This window comes from Staphylococcus sp. GDY8P45P (genome assembly GCF_017892745.1).
Lineage (GTDB): Bacteria > Bacillota > Bacilli > Staphylococcales > Staphylococcaceae > Staphylococcus > Staphylococcus cohnii.
Window position 1 is genome coordinate 1 of record NZ_JAESLS010000006.1, and the last position, 18,898, is coordinate 18,898.

Sequence of the window (18,898 nt, forward strand, 5' to 3'; positions counted from 1 at the left end):
TTATACGGACTTTATCGAAAAAAATATTATTTGAATAATGAAAACGCTTTCGTAATATAAATTATAATGATAACATATTATTAATTTATAAAAGGAGGAGTTTTTATGACTAATATAAATCATCAAAAATTTGTAAATAATATTATTTTCGAAAAAGAGGAACTTTTAATCGAGACCAGTAAATATTTATGGTCTCATCCCGAAACAAGGTTTGAAGAATACTTATCTTCTAAAAAATTACTAACTGTACTAGAAGAAGAAGGATTCCAAATTGAAGAAAATTTAGCTGACATTAAAACTGCTTTTAAAGGCGAGTATGGCCAAGGGAAGCCTATCATAGGGTTTTTAGGTGAGTTTGATGCCTTATCTGGTTTAAGTCAAAAAGCACTGACAGATATTGAACAAGCTATAGATGGACAAACTAATGGGCACGGATGTGGTCATAATCTATTAGGTGTTGGTTCATTAGGAGCTGCAATAGCAACTAAAGCTTATTTAAAAGAAAACAACTTATCAGGTACAGTTATATATTATGGTTGTCCAGGAGAAGAAGGCGGTTCTGGGAAGACGTTTATGTCGAGAGCAGGTGTATTTGATCAATTGGATTATGCTTTCTGTTGGCATCCTTCACCAGCAAATGCCATTATGAGCAACAAAACTTTAGCTAATTTTCAAGTATATTTTCGGTTTAAAGGTATCAGTTCACATGCTGCAAATTCACCAGAATTAGGTAGAAGTGCTTTAGATGCTGTTGAATTAATGAATGTGGGTGTCAATTATCTAAGGGAACATATGCCAATGACAAATAGAATTCATTATGCTTTGACAAATACAGGAGGGATATCACCGAATGTAGTTCAATCAAATGCTGAAGTATTATACTTAATTCGTGCGGAAAATCTAAGCGAAGTAAATGAATTATTAGATAGAGTCAAAAATATAGCTCAAGGTGCAGCATTAATGACTGGTACAGAATGTGAAATAGAAATAGATAAGGCATGTTCTGACTATTCTCCCAATCGTAAAATGGAAGAAATTATGTATCAATATTTAAAAGAAGAAGAAAAAACTATTTCATATACTAAAGAAGAATTGGATTTTGCGGAAAATATTTGGGACTCTTTGACACAAGGTGAAAAAGGAAATGCTAGAAAAATGTTACAGAGCTTTGGTGTCATTAAAGATAGTGATAAATTAGAAAATATGAAACTCAGTAATATTGTTAATGATTACATAATTCCAGAAACACCTATGATGGGTTCTTCTGATGTAGCGGATGTTAGTTGGGTAACGCCTACAGCTCAATGTACGTGTACAACTGAAGCTATGGGCACACCGTTACATACATGGCAAATGGTGTCGCAAGGATTATCAACATATGCATTCAAAGGTATGTTTAGGGCTTCAAGCGTTATGGCTAACACTGCTATACATATTCTAAAAGATGAACAACTTTTAAAAGCGATAAAAAAAGAGCATAAGGAAAAATTAGAAAAATATCCTTATAAAAACCCTATACCGGATGATGTGGAACCATCAACATTATGATTTAAAATACACCATTATATTTCAGAAAATTCTGTAAAATAAAGGGGCGTTTTGATGGCGAATAAAGTAAAAAAGCAAAGTAAATTTTTAAATAAGGTAGAATATTTGGGCAATAAATTACCTCATCCATTTTTTCTTTTTATATATTTAGCATTAGTTGTGGTAGTGCTTTCATTTATATTTAACATGTATGGTGCAACTGTTAGACCACCAGGAAGTGAGAAAACATTAGAAGTTAAAAATTTGCTATCTGGTGACGGATTACAATATATGTTAGAAAACATGATTACAAACTTCACGGGATTCGCACCATTAGGAATTGTCATTGCTATGATGTTAGGTGTTGGTTTAGCAGAAAAAGTAGGTTTGTTAGAATATGTTATTAGAAAAACGATTACAAAAGCACCTTCTTCATTAGTTACATATGTTGTAGTGTTTGTCGGTATAATGGGGAATATTGCGTCAGATGCAGCAATGATCTTGGTACCTCCATTAGCTGCAATTGTTTTTTATAAATTAGGTAGACATCCAATCGCAGGGTTAGCGGCTGGTTTTGGTGCAGCAGGTGCTGGTTTTACAGCAAATTTATTTGTAGTTGGTACAGATGCATTACTATCTGGTATCAGTACTGAAGCAGCCTCGATTATTGACACAGGTTTAAAAGTTTCACCAGTATCCAACTGGTATTTTAATATTGTCTCAACATTTGCACTCACGATTGTTGGTGGTTTGGTAACTACGAGAATTATAGAGCCGAGACTAGGTGAATATAATAAAAAAGTAGATGATTTAGAAGTAGATGAGTCATCTCCTACTGCTAAGAAAGCATTGATTAGTTCATTGATTGCTGCTTTATTATATATACTTGCAATTGTTATCACATTATTTATACCAAATAGTCCTTTACGTGGTGAAAATGGTTCAATTATAAACTCACCCTTTATAGATGGTATTGTGCCAATTATATTGGTATTGTTTTTAATCATTGGTATTACGTTTGGTATTGTTGACAATAAAATTCATACTACACATGACATAGGTAAATATATGACCGATGCTGTACGAGACTTATCAGGTTATATTGTTTTAGCATTTGCTGCAGCACAATTTATAAGTTTTTTCCAATGGTCCAATATGGCTACATGGATTGCTGTTAATGGTGCAGAATTTCTGAAAAGTATTAATTTAACTGGATTCCCATTGATTATCCTATACATTATATTTACTGCCTTCCTTGGATTCTTAATCACATCTGGTTCGGCCAAGTGGGCGTTAGAAGCGCCGGTATTTGTGCCAATGTTTATGCAACTAGGTGTGCACCCAGGCTTTACACAAGTGGCATACAGAGTGGCTGATTCCTCAATTGCGACTGTTACACCGCTAAACCCATATTTTGTGGTAATACTATCTTTCTTAAATAAATATGATAAAAAAGCAGGTGTTGGTACGTTAATTTCATTAATGATACCTTATACGCTATCATTCTTATTTACATGGATTATTCTAGTAGCATTTTTCTATTTAACAGGATTGCCGGTAGGTCCTGGTGTTACGAAAGATTTAAAATAAAGGAGCGAGAAAGTAATGCTAAATGATAATCAAAAAACATATTTAAAAAAACTAAGAAGAAAGCTACACACGATACCTGAACCGGGTTTTTTAGAAATAAATACGGCAAATATACTGTATGATGAACTTCAATTATTAGATTTTGATTTGAAAATTGGTGATGAAGTTATGGATTCGCATTATATGCTGGGTAGACCGAGCGAGGAAACATTGAATGAACATATCACATATTTAGAAAATAATGGATTTAAAATTGAAAAATTCAAAGATGGCTTAACTGGTTTGGTTGCAACAAAACATTTTGAACAACCAGGGCCAACATTAGCTTTTAGATTTGATATAGATGCATTACCAATTCAAGAAAGCACGTCAGAATGTCATGTACCTTATCAAGCAAAGTTTAGTTCGCAAAATGAAGGTTATATGCATGCATGTGGACATGATGCACATATGACTATGGGTATTGGTTTAGCAAATTTAATTAATGTAAGTGATTTTAATAAAGGTAAAATAAAACTTATTTTTCAACCAGCAGAAGAAGGCGTGCGAGGTGCACTTTCTATGGTGAAAAAAGGAGTTGTTGATGACGTTGATTATTTCTTTGCAACACATATTGGTTTAAATGGAAAATCGAATGAAATTATTACGTCTGTTGAAGGTTTTATGGCCTCAACTAAATATGATTTATTTATAAATGGTGAATCCAGCCATGCAGGTGCTAATCCACAAGATGGTAGTAATGCGATATTAGCTGCTGCCACGCTCATACAGCAATTGTATGCAATTCAACGACATGAGAATGGCGATTCTCGAATTAATGTCGGAAAGATTATGGGAGGTTCGAGTAGGAATATCATAGCTGATAAAGTTAAACTTGAAATTGAAGTAAGGGGTATCAACAACGAAGTTAATCTATTTATGAAGCGTCGTGTCTCTGAAATTATACAAGGCGTTGAACAAATGTTTAAGGTTGAAATTTTCCAAATTAAAGTTGGAGAAGCGCCTAGCATCGAACCTTCAAGTAAGTTGAAAGAAAAAATTTATTCATTAATTTCAAAAGAAGTAGCTGATTTAAAAATTTTAAAAGAAGAAATTACACCATCTGGCAGTGAAGATGCAACTTACTTTATTCAAAGAGTTCAAGAATTAGGGCATGAAGGTCTATATTTAAATATAGGCTCAAACCATTCATTTAATCATCATCATCCACAGTTTGATATTGTTGAACAAGATATATTTAATGGTATAAATGTATTATATGCAATTGCTAAACATTTCAATGCTTAATCGTTAATGGAAATGTTATATGATAATGGTTTATACTTATTGATTTTAAAAGGGAGGAAATAAATGGAATATAATCAGTTTAAACAACCTATTGGTAAGTCATTAATCAATTTCACTCAACCCAAAGCACCAACCGTTGATGTGTTAGAAGGGAAGTACTGTAGGTTAGAAAAATTAACTTCGCAACATATTAACCCTTTATTTAATCATTTCAAGGCACAAGATGATGCACCTAATTGGACTTATTTACCGGATGAGCAGCCTCAAAGTTATGATGATTTTGCAGCATATATAAATAATAAAAGACAAACAAAAGATCCATACTTTTTTGCTATAATTGATCAATTGGATAATGACGTGGTAGGTATTTTATCATTACTGAGAATAAATGAACAAAATGCAACGATTGAAGTTGGGCATATTCATTATGCTAATAAAATGCAACAAACACGTATAGCTACAGAGACACACTACTTATTAGCAAAATATATTTTTGACACGTTGGGTTATAGAAGGTATGAATGGAAGTGTGATGCATTCAATGAACCATCTATAAAAGCAGCAAAACGACTTGGGTTCAAATATGAAGGTTTATTTAAACATCATACTATTTATAAACAACGAAGTAGAGATACATACTGGCTTGCTATGTTAGCAGATGAGTGGTCACTTTATAAAAGTAAGTTTGAAAATTGGTTGAACGAAAACAATTTTGATGAATTTGGTAATCAAATCAATAAGTTATCGCTATGATTTTACAAAAGTTAACTGGAGCATAAAAATATATTACACCGTAAGCTTGTATGTGAGAGCTTGCGGTTATATTTTGTGATGAAGTAAAAGCGTAAAAAAGAAAATATGTATTGTTTTAACGCTTGCATTTCATCTAACCTTGGTGCAAATTTAACTAAAATAAGTTATAATGATGTGATGAATTTTTATGAGGAGTAATTTGTATGACAATAAAGCAACTTGTTGCAGCAGAAAATCCAATTTTACATAAAAACGTTCCTGATGTAACGCGATTTGATGAAAACTTAGCTCAATTATTGCTCGATTTAGAAGACACTATGTATGAAGTTGAAGCTTCTGCCATATGTGCGCCACAAATTGGCATCTTACAAAAAGTAGCTATTATCGATATGGAAGTAGATGGATTGTTACAACTTATCAATCCAAAAATTATTCGCGAATCAGACCAAAAAGTAACTGACTTAGAAGGATCTATTTCATTACCTGACATTTATGGTGAAGTTGAAAGAAGTAAAATGATTGTTGTTAAAAGTAATGATAAAAATGGAAATGAAGTAGAGATGACAGCATATGATGATATTGCGCGTATGATATTACATATGATTGATCATTTTGAAGGGAAGTTTTTTACAGAACGTGCGGATAAAATTTTGACTGAAGCAGAAGTGGAGGCGTATTTTGAAAATGAGTAGAATTATTTTTATGGGCACACCTGATTTTTCGACAAAAGTGTTAGAAATGTTAATTGCAGAACATAATGTCATAGCAGTAGTTACACAACCTGATCGACCAGTTGGCAGAAAACGAAAATTAACACCACCACCAGTGAAACAAGTTGCGATAGAACATGCAATTCCTGTATATCAACCGGAAAAACTGTCACAATCTGAAGAATTACAGATGTTGATTGATTTGAACGCGGATTTAATTGTTACTGCAGCATTTGGCCAATTATTACCACAAACTTTATTGGATTCACCAAAGTTAGGTGCTATCAATGTGCATGCATCATTATTGCCTAAATATAGAGGTGGCGCTCCCATACATCAAGCGATTATTGATGGAGAAAAACAAACTGGTATTTCTATCATGTATATGGCTAAGAAATTGGATGCTGGAAATATTATATCTCAAAAAGCAATCGATATTGAACCACAAGATGATGTTGGTGTGATGCATGATAAATTAAGCTTTTTAGGTGCTGAATTATTAAAAGAAACACTTCCTTCTATTATTAATGGTACGAATGAAAGTATTGTTCAAAATGAAGACGAAGCAACATTTGCATCTAACATTCGTCGTGAAGATGAAAAAATTGATTGGTCAGAACCTGCTGAAGTAATTTATAACCATATTAGAGGCTTGTCTCCATGGCCGGTTGCTTACACAATAATGGATGAAGAAAATTTAAAGGTCTATGCTTCTCGCATTGAAAATGATAAAGATGGTGAACCGGGTACAATAATAGAGACAACTAAGAAAGCAATTATTGTGGCTACAGGTTCTAACGATGCGATTGCATTAACAGAGATTCAAGTTGCAGGTAAAAAAAGAATGCCTACAGCTAATTACTTAAGTGGTGTGCAATCAACACTCGTTGGGAAGGTATTAAAATGACAATTGAAACTAATGTAAGATTATTAGCTTTTGAAACATTACAAGATATTATTAATGATAAGGCATATAGTAATATTATTATTAACGAGGTATTAACCAATAATGATTTGAGCCGGGCAGATAAGAATTTATTAACCGAATTGGTATATGGTACATTAAAAAGAAAATATACACTTGATTATTATTTGAAACCTTTCGTACAAACTAAACTTAAAGGTTGGGTCAGACAATTACTGTGGATGAGTATCTATCAGTATATTTACTTGGATAAAGTCCCTGAACATGCGATTATTAATGAAGCTGTTAATATAGCAAAATATAAAGGTGGCCCGCATAACGGTAATGTGGTTAATGGGATTTTGAGAAACCTTATGCGCAGTGAATTACCAAATTTTAATGAAATTACGGACGATAAAAAGCGCATTGCTATTCAATATAGTTTGCCCAAATGGCTTGTTGATCACTGGGTTACACACTTTGGAATAGAAGAAACTGAAGCAATTGCACAATCATTTTTAACAAAAGTGACAACAACTGTAAGGGTCAATTTGACAAGAATTTCAGTTGAAAATGTGATGCAACGTTTAGAAGACGAAGGTTATACCGTAACGCAAGATAGTGACATTACAATTTGTTTACATATTAGTGGTAAACCAATTATAGAGTCACGTGTATTTAAAGATGGTCTAGTGTCTATCCAAGATAAAAGCTCTATGTTTGTAGCTGATGTAATGAATCTCCAAGATGGCGACCTTGTATTAGATGCTTGTAGTGCACCTGGCGGAAAGGCATGCTATATAGCAGAAAGGCTTCACGGTACTGGACATGTAGATGCGACAGATATCCATGAACATAAAATCGACTTGATTGATTTTAATATTCGAAAATTACGATTATCTAACATTTCTGCTTTTAGTCACGATGCGACGGAAAATTATGATAAAGTGTATGATAAGATTTTGGTAGATGCACCTTGTAGTGGCTTGGGTGTACTTAGACATAAGCCAGAAATCAAATATGAACAAAGTCAACAAAGCATTCAATCTTTAGTGAATATTCAACTAGAAATTTTAAATAACGTGAAAAATCATTTACGACCTGGTGGCACATTAGTTTATTCAACTTGTACGATAGAACAGTTAGAAAATGAAAATGTTATATATACATTTTTAAAAGAAAATAAAGATTTTGAATTTGATTTATTTGAACATCCAATCAGTGGAGAAAAAGTAAAAACGTTACAGGTGCTACCACAGCAATTTAATTCTGATGGCTTTTTCATTACTAGGATAAAAAGAAAGGAACAATAAATAATGATAACTGCAGAGAAGAAGAAAAAAAATAAATTTCTTCCCAATTTCGAAAAGCAATCTATTTACTCTTTGAGATATGATGAAATGGAAAATTGGTTAAAAGAAAATGGACAACAAAAATTTAGAGCGAAACAAATCTTTGAATGGTTATATGAAAAACGAGTAGATAGCATTGATGAAATGACAAATTTGTCTAAAGAGCTAAGAGCACTTTTGAAAGACCATTTTGCAATGACAGTGATGACTACAGTAGTTAAACAAGAAAGTAGAGACGGAACGATTAAGTTTTTATTTGAATTACAAGATGGTTACACGATTGAAACAGTATTAATGAGACATGAATATGGGAACTCCGTATGTGTTACTACTCAAGTGGGTTGCCGTATAGGTTGTACATTCTGTGCATCCACATTAGGTGGCCTAAAGCGTAATTTAGAAGCGGGAGAAATTGTATCTCAGGTACTCACTGTCCAAAAAGCATTAGATGAAACCGATGAACGTGTATCACAAATTGTAATCATGGGAATTGGTGAGCCATTTGAAAACTATGATGAAATGATGGACTTTTTAAAGATTGTTAACCATGATAATGGTTTAAATATAGGTGCGCGTCATATTACTGTTTCTACTTCTGGTATTATACCTAGAATTTATGATTTTGCTGACGAAGATATTCAAATAAATTTTGCAGTAAGCTTACATGGTGCTAATGACGAAATTCGTTCTCGTTTAATGCCTATTAATCGAGCGTATAATGTTGAAAAATTAATGGAAGCCATTAAATATTATCAAGAAACAACAAATAGACGTATTACATTTGAATATGGACTGTTTGGAGGAGTCAACGACCAAGTTGAACATGCAAGAGAATTAGCACATTTAATCCAAAAATTAAACTGTCATGTGAATTTAATACCTGTAAACCATGTACCAGAAAGAAATTACGTTAAGACACCTAAAGAGGATATTTTTAAATTTGAGAAAGAATTAAAGAGACTAGGTATTAATGCAACAATAAGAAGAGAACAAGGTGCTGATATCGATGCAGCATGTGGTCAATTAAGAGCTAAGGAACGAAAAGTAGAAACGAGGTAATAGTATGCTAAAAGCACAATTTTTTACTGACACAGGTCAATATCGTGATAAGAACGAAGATGCAGGTGGTGTGTTCTTTAATCAAACAGAACAACAATTACTTGTACTCTGTGATGGTATGGGTGGACATTTAGCAGGAGAAGTAGCAAGTCAATTTGTGACAGATGAGTTGCAACGTCGTTTTGAAGAAGAAAATTTAATTGAACCTAACCAAGCTGAAGATTGGCTGAGAACCACACTAAAAGCGATTAACCGTGAATTATATCAACTCTCAGTTGACAATGCAGACTATCATGGTATGGGAACAACTTGTGTTTGTGCACTTGTATTTGATGATTATGTCGTTGTCGCAAATATTGGTGATTCAAGAGGATATTTGATTAATAGTAGAGAAATTGAACAAATTACAAATGATCATTCCTTCGTTAATCACTTAGTAATGATTGGGCAAATTAGTGTCGAAGAAGCATTTAATCATCCCCAAAAGAATATCATTACAAAAGTCATGGGTACGGATAAAGTAGTAACACCAGATATTTTTGTAAAAAGAACCAATTTTTATGATTTTCTATTATTAAATTCGGATGGATTAACAGACTTTGCAAGAAATCAAATGATTCAAGAAGAATTAATGCAAGAAAATGATCTAGAAACACATGGTCGGAATCTTATTGAATTAGCATTATCACAAGAAACAAATGATAATGTAAGCATTGTTTTAGCAGAAATTGAAGGAGATAAGGTATGATTGGAAAATTAATAAGCGAACGTTATAAAGTGATAAAAAAGCTTGGCGGCGGTGGCATGAGCACGGTTTATTTGGCTGATGACACTATTTTGAATCGCAATGTAGCAATCAAAGCTATTAGGATACCTTCTGGTGAAAAAGAAGAAACAATAAAGCGTTTTGAGCGTGAAGTTCACAACTTAACACAACTTTCACATAAACATATCGTTAATGTTTTTGATGTTACTGAAAATGATGAAAATTTCTTTTTAGTGATGGAATACATAGAAGGTCCCACTTTATCAGAATATATTCAACAACATCGACCTTTAGACATCAAAACTGTAATCAAATTTACTGAACAAATTATTGAAGGAATAAAGCATGCACATGATACAAAAATTGTTCATCGTGATGTAAAGCCTCAAAATATTTTGGTGAATCATGATCAAACATTAAAAATATTAGATTTTGGTATTGCTAAAGCATTAAGTGAAACAACGATGACTCAAACAAATCATGTTTTAGGTACAGTTCAATACCTTTCTCCTGAACAAGCTCGCGGTGATGCAACAGATAACGGTACGGATATATATTCTATTGGTGTTGTGCTTTATGAAATGTTAGTAGGGCAACCTCCATTTTCAGGTGAAACAGCAGTAAGCATTGCTATAAAGCATATTCAAGATCCGATGCCTAATGTTTCTAATAAACGTTCTGAAGTACCACAATCACTGAGCAATGTCGTGCTAAAAGCTACTGAAAAAGATAAGAATGATCGTTATCAAACAGTTCAAGAAATGCAAGATGACTTGTCTACTGTGCTGTCAAAAGAGCGAGAGAATGAATCACCATATCATTCTGTTGATGCTGACACTAAAACGGTTCCTATTGATAAAAATGAAATAGCTAATCAGACACGTGCTGAAGATAAATCAAAAAGCATGAATCAAACCATGCAAATTCCAATTGTTAATCAACAATATTTTCAATCAAATGAGGAACAATTATATGCGATGCCTCCGAAAAAAAGATCAAAAAAGAAAAAGTTTTTCTATGGTTTAATCATCGTACTACTTTTATTTGGACTTTTTGGTTTCATGGCTATGGGAATGTTTGGTAATAAATATTTAGAAACACCTAATTTAATAGGTAAAACTGAAAAAGAAGCAGAAGGTATTTTAAAAGATAACAAACTAGAATTAGGCAAAACTACAAGAGCATACAGTGATAAGTATCCGGAGAATAAAATTATTAAAACAACACCAGGAAAAGGTGAGCGTTTAGAACAGCAAAGTAAAGTAGACATTGTATTATCAAAAGGTCCTAAAACTGCAGAAATGCCAAATTTATATGGCTTACCAAAATCAGAAGCGTTAAATAAATTAAAAAAACTAGGAATTGATGATGCTAAAGTTGACCAATCTTATACAAAACAAAATGTTGCTAAAGGTTTAATTGAAGCACAAAGTATTTCACCAGGAGACAGAGTGAAAATCAATGATAGTGATATTAAATTGACTGAATCGTTAGGTGTTAAACAAGTTTATGTGGATGATTATGAGAAAAAATCGTTTAAGACTGCTAAATCCGAGCTGGAATCTAAAGGGTTTAAAGTAGCTACTGTAGAAAAACGCTCTGATAAAACAGTTAAAAAGGATAATGTCATTAGTCAATCACCTAAAGGCGAAGAAGTAGATGAAGGTTCTACTATAGAATTTGTGGTATCCACAGGTGAACCGAAATCATCAGAGAAAAAAGATGATAAAGATTCTGATGAGCAAGAAGATAAGTCATCTAAAGAAGATGAAAAATCACAAACTAAAACATATACAGAAACCTATCAAGTTCCCTATACGGGTGATGATGATGAAAGTCAAGAAGTGAAGGTATATGTGAGAGATAAAGATGACAAAGGATCGTCAGCTGCACAAAGCTTTAAAATTAAAGATGACAAAACTGTAACCATTCCGATGACTATTGAAAAAGGAGAGACGGCTGGTTATACCATTCGAGTTGATGGTAAGGTTGTAGCTGATAAAGATATTCCTTACGATTTTTAGCGCAACTTAACGAATGGAGCAAAGCGAAGAGAGTTTAGTTGCGCTTATGCAGAAGCCAAAGGCTTCAGCGAACCGAAAGGCGAATGGAGCAAAGCGAAGAGAGTTTAGTTGCGCTTATGCACAGCGTACTGCTTTTAAAAAACGTTTATAACAGAGTGTTATTTCTACGATTGCTCGTAGTTATAATGCTCTGTTATTTATTTTTAACTGAAATAGTCTCAAATCGTATTTAAATTAAAAAGCCTTTGCTATAATATAGTATGTAAAGCTTTAAAAAGAGGGGTGCCTAAGTGAAAACAGGACGCATCATAAAATCATTAAGTGGTGTATATCGTGTAGATGTAAATGGAGAAATGTATGACACAAAACCACGTGGATTATTTAGAAAAAATAAATTTTCGCCTATAGTTGGTGATGTTGTAGATTTTGAAGTTGAAAATATTACAGAGGGCTATATTCACCATGTTCATGAACGAAAAAATGAATTAAAAAGACCACCAGTTAGCAATGTTGATCATCTTGTATTAGTGATGAGTGCAGTAGAGCCTGAATTTTCAACTCAGTTATTGGATAGATTTTTAGTAATAGCACATTCTTATCATATGAGACCTCGCATATTAGTAACAAAACGGGATATTACTTCACCTAACATGCAAAATACAATATTGCAGACACTAAAAGTTTATGAAAAGATGGGATATAATACACAATTTATAAGTGTTGAAGACCATATTGGTGAGGTTTTCACACAATGGGGTGAAGGACTAGTGGTATTAAGCGGTCAGTCAGGTGTAGGGAAATCTACGTTATTAAATAAATATTTTCCAGAATTGGATATTGAAACGCAACATATATCTAAAGCCTTAAATAGAGGAAGACATACTACAAGACATGTAGAGTTATTTGAACGAGAAAATGGCTTTATAGCTGATACGCCTGGATTTAGTGCGCTAGATTTTAATCATATTCAAAAAGATGAAGTGAAACATTATTTCATGGAAATCAATGAATATGGCGAACAATGTAAATTTAGAGACTGCAACCATATAAACGAACCCAAATGTAACGTTAAAAATGAAATAGAAAAAGGAAATATAGCTCATTTTAGATATGAGCATTATTTACAATTATTTAAAGAAATTGCAAACAGAAAGGAAAGATATTAAGTGGCAAAATTATATCCATCATTATTATCAGCTGATTTTTTACAATTACAAAAGGAATTAAAGGCTTTGGAAGATGCAGGTGTTGATGGTGTGCACTTTGATGTGATGGACGGTCAATTTGTTCCAAACATTTCAATTGGATTACCTATATTAGAAGCAGTTAGGAAGGGTACTGATTTACCAATAGATGTACATTTAATGATAGAAGAACCTGAAAAATATGTAGAGCTTTTTGCAACGCAAGGAGCAGATATGATTTCAGTACATGTAGAAGCAACGCCACATATTCACAGAGTGATACAACAAATTAAAAAGACAAATGTAAAAGCTGGTGTAGTCATTAACCCAGGTACATCGGTTGATGCGATTATTCCAGTATTGAAAATGGTGGATTATGTACTTGTCATGACAGTCAATCCTGGATTTGGTGGACAAACTTTCATTCAAGAAAGTATTGATAAATTAGATCAACTTGACAAGATGAAGAAAGAATTAAATTTATCATTTGAAATTGAAGTTGATGGTGGTATTAACGAAGAAACAGTTGCAACTGTAATCGAACACGGTGCTACTATGTTAGTAGCTGGTTCATATTTCTTTAAACAAAAGGATTATAAACAAGTGACGCAAACATTGAAAGGTTGAAGTCAATGAAAGTCAATTTATTATGCGGTGCAAGAAATTTACCAGAAAACATTTTACAAAATAAAACAAATGAGGCATGGATAGGGATTGATCGAGGTGCATTAATCTTGATTGAATCAGGGATTATGCCACAATTTGCAGTCGGTGATTTTGATTCAATAACTAAAGAAGAAAAGGATTATTTGACTGAAAAATTAGCAATTAATCCATATAATTCTGAAAAAGATGACACTGATTTAGCATTAGGTATCGAACAAGCTATAAGTTCAGGTTATAGTGAAATATGTGTTTACGGTGCAACCGGAGGGCGTTTAGACCATTTTATGGGTGCAATGCAAATATTAGAAAAGCCAGAATATACAAAAAAACAAATTAATATTAAAATCATTGATCAACAAAATGAAATTTCATATCTATCTGCTAAAGACTATAATATCGATAGAGATTTAAATTACCCATATATATCATTTATTCCTATTGCATATCCCACAGTTATTTCATTAATCAATTTTAAATATGAATTGAAACAAGCATCTTTACAGCTAGGTTCTACATTGACAATATCTAATGAATTAATAAAACCACAGGGCATTGTTTCTATACATTCAGGTAGCGTGTTAATGATTAAAAGTAAAGATTGATACATCGTAGTAAATTTAATTTCAAACAAAAAAAAGACCAATCCTCCACATAAGGATTGGTCTTTTTCGTGCATTATATTTATTAAACTCTAGTTACTTTACCAGATTTTAAAGCACGTGCAGAAACCCAAACTTTTTTAGGTTTTCCGTCTACAAGAATTCTAACTTTTTGAAGGTTAGCATTCCATCTTCTTTTAGAAGAATTTAAAGCGTGTGAACGATTGTTTCCAGTTGAAGCTTTGCGACCTGTTACGAAACATTGTTTGCCCATGAAAGTACCTCCTTTAATAAATATAAATACACATATCTACTACATACTTGAATAATGTACCACATAAAAAAAATAATGGCAATAAAATGAAAAAAATTTCTTTACATAGCTTCTACTTTTGTTACACTCATTTTATGATATAATTGTAAACTATGGATAATATTGTATTTTTTAATCTTAATAAAAAGTTTTAAAGTATCAAAAATAAAGTAAGAACCATAAACTAGGAGGCCCAATAAAATGACATTAGAAATTACAAATGATTATGGTAGCATAGACATTTCAAACGAAGTAATAGCTTCAGTTGTGGGTAGTAAAGCAGTAGAATGTTATGGCATTGTAGGAATGGCTTCTAGACAACAAGTAAGAGATGGAATTGCTGAAATATTAGGCTATGAAAATTATGCAAAAGGCATTGTTGTGAGAGAAGAAAATAGTGTGTTGGATGTTGATATGTACATTATTGTAAGTTATGGTACGAAGATATCAGAAGTTGCAAGCAATGTTCAATCAACTGTCAAATATACATTAGAACAAACATTAAAAGTTAAAGTAAATTCAATTAATATATTTGTACAAGGCGTACGAGTGGATAATGGCAAGAAAAACTAGGAGGACATAACGAGATGGTTAGTAAAATAAATGGTAAATTATTTGCCGAAATGATTATTCAAGGGGCACAAAATTTATCTAATCATTCAGATTTAGTAGATTCATTAAATGTATACCCGGTTCCAGATGGTGATACTGGGACAAATATGAACTTAACTATGACATCAGGTAGAGAAGCTGTAGAAGAGAATTTATCTCAACATATAGGTGAGTTAGGTAAAACCTTTTCAAAAGGTTTATTAATGGGTGCACGAGGTAATTCTGGTGTTATTTTATCACAACTTTTTAGAGGCTTTAGTAAAAATTTAGAAGAATTTAGTGAAATTAATGCGCAACAATTAGCAGACAGTTTTAAAGCTGGTGTTGACACTGCATACAAAGCAATTATGAAACCAGTAGAAGGTACAATTTTAACTGTTGCTAGAGATGCTGCGGATGCAGGTATACAAAAGGCACAGGAAACAGAAGATTGCATTGAACTTGTGACATATATTATAGAACAAGCTCATATTTCTTTAGAAAATACGCCTAATTTATTACCTGTATTAAAAGAAGTTGGTGTAGTTGACAGTGGCGGTAAAGGATTAGTCATCGTTTATGAAGGTTTTCTAAAAGCGTTAAAAGGTGAAACTGTAACTGCAGAAACTCCAAAATTAGATACAGAAACTTTAGTAAATGAAGAACATGACTTCCACGGTGTGATTAATACTGAAGATATTGTTTATGGGTATTGTACCGAAATGATGGTTCGTTTTGGAGTTAATAAAAAAGTATTCGATGAAAATACTTTTAGAGAAGAGATGAGCCAATTTGGTGATTCTTTATTAGTTATTAATGATGATGAAATTGTAAAAGTTCATGTACATACTGAAAAACCCGGAGATGTTTTTAATTACGGTCAGCAATACGGTGAATTAATTAAACTAAAAGTTGAGAATATGCGTGAACAACATCGTGAAGTTGTAAAAAAAGAACAAAAAGGTACAAATGCACAACAATCTAATCAAGAAACTTCAACAGTAGACACTGCAGTCATCGCTATATCTATGGGAGAAGGCATATCTGAATTGTTTAAATCCATGGGTGCGACACATTTAATAAGTGGTGGCCAGACAATGAATCCGTCTACAGAAGATATTGTAAAAGTGATTGAACAATCACAATGTAAACGTGCAATCATCTTACCAAATAATAAAAATATTATGATGGCGAGTGAACAGGCTGCAACAATCGTAGATGCTGAAGCTGTTGTCATTCCTACGAAATCTATACCACAGGGAATAGCTGCATTATTTAACTTTGATGAATCCGACGAGCTAACTGACAATAAAGCACGTATGGTTGAATCATTAGAAGTGATAGCGTCTGGTTCTGTTACTTACGCGGTGAGAGATACTAAAGTTGATGGTGTAGAAATTAAAAAAGATGCATTTATGGGATTAATCGAAGATAAAATTATCACAAGTAATGAAGACGAATTTGAGACAGTTAAGCAACTATTGTCTCAAATGATTACTGATGAAAGTGAAATCATCACTATGATTATCGGTGAAGATGCCAATGGTGATATAACATCCAATGTTGAATCTTGGATTGAAGCAACATATCCAGACATTGAACTAGATCAACATCAAGGTGATCAGCCAGTATATCAATATCTGTTCTCCGTTGAATAATTTTAGTTTGTTGATAATGACAAAAATTTCTATCAATATACGTAATTAGGTATGTTTCATATCTAGTTACGTATATTTATTTTTGAAGTAAAATAAAACATTTGGTAGATTTAAAATTTTTAAAAAGTATATACAAGATTGTTATGTTTAATTTATTAACGTTTATTGTGAAAAATAATTATTTTCACTACTTTTATATGTATATTCAATTCACAATAGTGTGCAATTTGTAACAATTTTAAATTAAAAGCAGTACAACCAAAATTAGTTTATAATGTTAACTTAAATTGTTATAATAATAAAGGTGCAAATAAAATGTAAGCGCAACACTTTAGAATGATTAAAAATAAGGGTGGGGTATCCATTATGAAATATAAAACAGTTTTCGATATAATTGGTCCAACAATGGTTGGTCCATCATCTTCACATACAGCAGGTGCAGTCAGAATTGGGTTAGTAGCTAAAGATTTATTTAATGAAATACCAAAACAAGTTGATATATATTTGTATGGCTCATTTATGGAAACATATAAGGGTCATGGTACTGATGTTGCACTTGTAGGTGGTTTATTAGGATATGATACAGACGATGATCGAATCCAAAAAAGTTTGGAAACTGCTGAAGAAATTGGGATGAAAGTAAATTTTATTGAAATGGCAGAAGAACGTTCTCATCCAAATACTGCAATTATTAATATGAGAGACGGAGAAAAAGAAATTTCTGTTGAAGGTGTATCTATCGGTGGTGGTAAAATAGAGGTTGTTGCAATCAATGGTTTTAGTATTGCAATTAGTGGCAATTATCCAGCACTTTTAGTATTCCATAAAGATACATTCGGTACGATTGGACGCGTAGCTAATATTTTAGGTGATTCCAGTATTAATGTTGGCAGCATGCAAGTTTCAAGAAAAGAAAAAGGTGACCAAGCATTAATGACTTGTGAATTAGATGATGCTATCAATGATGAAATAATAGAAAAAATAAAAAACGTCGATGGTGTAGTGACAGTCTCACTCATGGGCGACGCCTAATGGAGGGTTATCAATGTTTAAAAGTGTGAAAGAACTCATTGAAAAATGTGAGACAGAAAATAAAAAAATATATGAAGTGATGCTCGAGCAAGAAATGGAAGTTACGGGTCTATCAGAAGAAGAAGTATATGCACATATGGATAAGAATTTACAAACTATGGAAAATGCTTTAGATGAAGGCTTAGAAGGTGTTACTTCAACGACTGGTTTAACAGGTGGAGATGCTGTTTTAATCAAAGAATACTTAAAAACAGGTAAATCTTTATCTGGTGCAACATTATTAGACGCTGTGAGTAAAGCAGTAGCAACAAATGAAGTAAACGCTGCAATGGGGAAAATTTGTGCTACACCAACAGCTGGTTCAGCTGGGGTAGTTCCCGGCGTTCTATTTGGTTTGAAACCACGACTAGAACCTACGCGTAAAGATATGTTAAATTTCTTACTTACTTCAGGTGCATTTGGATTTGTTGTAGCAAATAATGCATCGATATCAGGTGCGGCAGGAGGTTGCCAGGCTGAAGTTGGCTCTGCTGCAGCTATGGCAGCAGGTGCAACAGTTGAACTTGCAGGTGGTACACCTCAACAATCTTCTGAAGCTTTTGCAATTTGTTTGAAAAATATGCTAGGTTTAGTATGTGATCCAGTAGCTGGTTTAGTAGAAGTACCTTGTGTAAAAAGAAATGCAGCTGGAGCATCTAATGCAATCGTATCAGCAGATATGGCATTAGCAGGTGTAACTTCTAGAATACCGACAGATGAAGTTATAGAAGCGATGTATAAAATAGGGCAAACGATGCCTTCAGCATTGCGTGAAACTGGTCGTGGAGGTTTAGCAGGTACACCGACAGGACAGCGTTTAAAACAAGAAATATTTGGTGATTAA

The 18,898-nt window shown here is 32.9% G+C and carries 18 protein-coding genes; 17 read left to right on the plus strand and 1 reads right to left on the minus strand.

Annotated elements, in window-relative coordinates:
• Positions 1 to 105: 105 nt before the first annotated feature.
• From KA873_RS04780 to KA873_RS04840, 13 genes are all read left to right on the plus strand, one after another.
• Positions 106 to 1,548 (plus strand): M20 family metallopeptidase, encoded by a 1,443-nt coding sequence (locus KA873_RS04780; protein ID WP_107521392.1) that lies wholly within the window; start codon positions 106 to 108, stop codon positions 1,546 to 1,548.
• 54 nt (positions 1,549 to 1,602) lie between these two features.
• The gene (locus KA873_RS04785) at positions 1,603 to 3,117 is read left to right on the plus strand and encodes an AbgT family transporter (protein WP_107386243.1); all 1,515 of its coding nucleotides are present in this window, start codon (positions 1,603 to 1,605) and stop codon (positions 3,115 to 3,117) included.
• A 15-nt stretch (positions 3,118 to 3,132) separates the two neighbouring features.
• Complete coding sequence (locus KA873_RS04790) at positions 3,133 to 4,404, plus strand: amidohydrolase (RefSeq protein ID WP_107386244.1); 1,272 nt, start codon at positions 3,133 to 3,135, stop codon at positions 4,402 to 4,404.
• Positions 4,405 to 4,467: 63 nt separating this feature from the next.
• A complete protein-coding gene (locus tag KA873_RS04795; RefSeq protein ID WP_107386245.1) occupies positions 4,468 to 5,157 on the plus strand; it encodes a GNAT family N-acetyltransferase in 690 nt (229 codons plus the stop codon).
• Between the two features lie 203 nt (positions 5,158 to 5,360).
• Entirely contained in the window at positions 5,361 to 5,849 is a 489-nt protein-coding gene (locus tag KA873_RS04800) for a peptide deformylase (protein WP_107505140.1), read from the plus strand.
• Positions 5,842 to 6,774, plus strand: a complete 933-nt coding sequence (gene fmt / locus KA873_RS04805) for a methionyl-tRNA formyltransferase (RefSeq protein WP_107384641.1) — start codon at positions 5,842 to 5,844, stop codon at positions 6,772 to 6,774. Before KA873_RS04800 ends, fmt begins: the two co-directional genes overlap by 8 nt.
• 2 nt (positions 6,775 to 6,776) lie before the next feature.
• Positions 6,777 to 8,084 carry a 16S rRNA (cytosine(967)-C(5))-methyltransferase RsmB gene (rsmB, locus tag KA873_RS04810; RefSeq protein WP_348634378.1) on the plus strand — a complete coding sequence of 436 codons (1,308 nt, stop codon included), beginning with the start codon at positions 6,777 to 6,779 and terminating at the stop codon, positions 8,082 to 8,084.
• A 3-nt stretch (positions 8,085 to 8,087) separates the two neighbouring features.
• Complete coding sequence (gene rlmN / locus KA873_RS04815) at positions 8,088 to 9,182, plus strand: dual-specificity RNA methyltransferase RlmN (protein ID WP_019467762.1); 1,095 nt, start codon at positions 8,088 to 8,090, stop codon at positions 9,180 to 9,182.
• Between the two features lie 4 nt (positions 9,183 to 9,186).
• Positions 9,187 to 9,930, plus strand: a complete 744-nt coding sequence (locus tag KA873_RS04820; protein ID WP_107505141.1) for a Stp1/IreP family PP2C-type Ser/Thr phosphatase — start codon at positions 9,187 to 9,189, stop codon at positions 9,928 to 9,930.
• Complete coding sequence (pknB, locus tag KA873_RS04825; RefSeq protein ID WP_107386248.1) at positions 9,927 to 11,972, plus strand: Stk1 family PASTA domain-containing Ser/Thr kinase; 2,046 nt, start codon at positions 9,927 to 9,929, stop codon at positions 11,970 to 11,972. Before KA873_RS04820 ends, pknB begins: the two co-directional genes overlap by 4 nt.
• 290 nt (positions 11,973 to 12,262) lie before the next feature.
• Positions 12,263 to 13,138 (plus strand): ribosome small subunit-dependent GTPase A, encoded by an 876-nt coding sequence (rsgA, locus tag KA873_RS04830; protein WP_107505142.1) that lies wholly within the window; start codon positions 12,263 to 12,265, stop codon positions 13,136 to 13,138.
• A complete protein-coding gene (gene rpe, locus KA873_RS04835) occupies positions 13,139 to 13,783 on the plus strand; it encodes a ribulose-phosphate 3-epimerase (RefSeq protein WP_107384633.1) in 645 nt (214 codons plus the stop codon).
• Between the two features lie 5 nt (positions 13,784 to 13,788).
• Entirely contained in the window at positions 13,789 to 14,424 is a 636-nt protein-coding gene (locus KA873_RS04840; protein WP_107386250.1) for a thiamine diphosphokinase, read from the plus strand.
• A gap of 82 nt (positions 14,425 to 14,506) precedes the next feature.
• Here KA873_RS04840 and rpmB read toward each other — a convergent pair whose 3' ends face one another.
• Positions 14,507 to 14,695 carry a 50S ribosomal protein L28 gene (gene rpmB, locus KA873_RS04845; protein ID WP_002483503.1) on the minus strand — a complete coding sequence of 63 codons (189 nt, stop codon included), beginning with the start codon at positions 14,693 to 14,695 and terminating at the stop codon, positions 14,507 to 14,509.
• A gap of 240 nt (positions 14,696 to 14,935) precedes the next feature.
• Between rpmB and KA873_RS04850 the strand changes: the two genes are divergently transcribed.
• From KA873_RS04850 to sdaAA, 4 genes are all read left to right on the plus strand, one after another.
• Positions 14,936 to 15,307 carry an Asp23/Gls24 family envelope stress response protein gene (locus KA873_RS04850; RefSeq protein WP_019467949.1) on the plus strand — a complete coding sequence of 124 codons (372 nt, stop codon included), beginning with the start codon at positions 14,936 to 14,938 and terminating at the stop codon, positions 15,305 to 15,307.
• A 14-nt stretch (positions 15,308 to 15,321) separates the two neighbouring features.
• A complete protein-coding gene (gene fakA, locus KA873_RS04855) occupies positions 15,322 to 16,983 on the plus strand; it encodes a fatty acid kinase catalytic subunit FakA (RefSeq protein WP_107384631.1) in 1,662 nt (553 codons plus the stop codon).
• A 366-nt stretch (positions 16,984 to 17,349) separates the two neighbouring features.
• A complete protein-coding gene (sdaAB, locus tag KA873_RS04860) occupies positions 17,350 to 18,015 on the plus strand; it encodes an L-serine ammonia-lyase, iron-sulfur-dependent subunit beta (RefSeq protein ID WP_040030555.1) in 666 nt (221 codons plus the stop codon).
• Between the two features lie 13 nt (positions 18,016 to 18,028).
• Positions 18,029 to 18,898: an L-serine ammonia-lyase, iron-sulfur-dependent, subunit alpha gene (gene sdaAA / locus KA873_RS04865; RefSeq protein WP_019467946.1), complete on the plus strand. Its 870-nt coding sequence runs from the start codon at positions 18,029 to 18,031 to the stop codon at positions 18,896 to 18,898.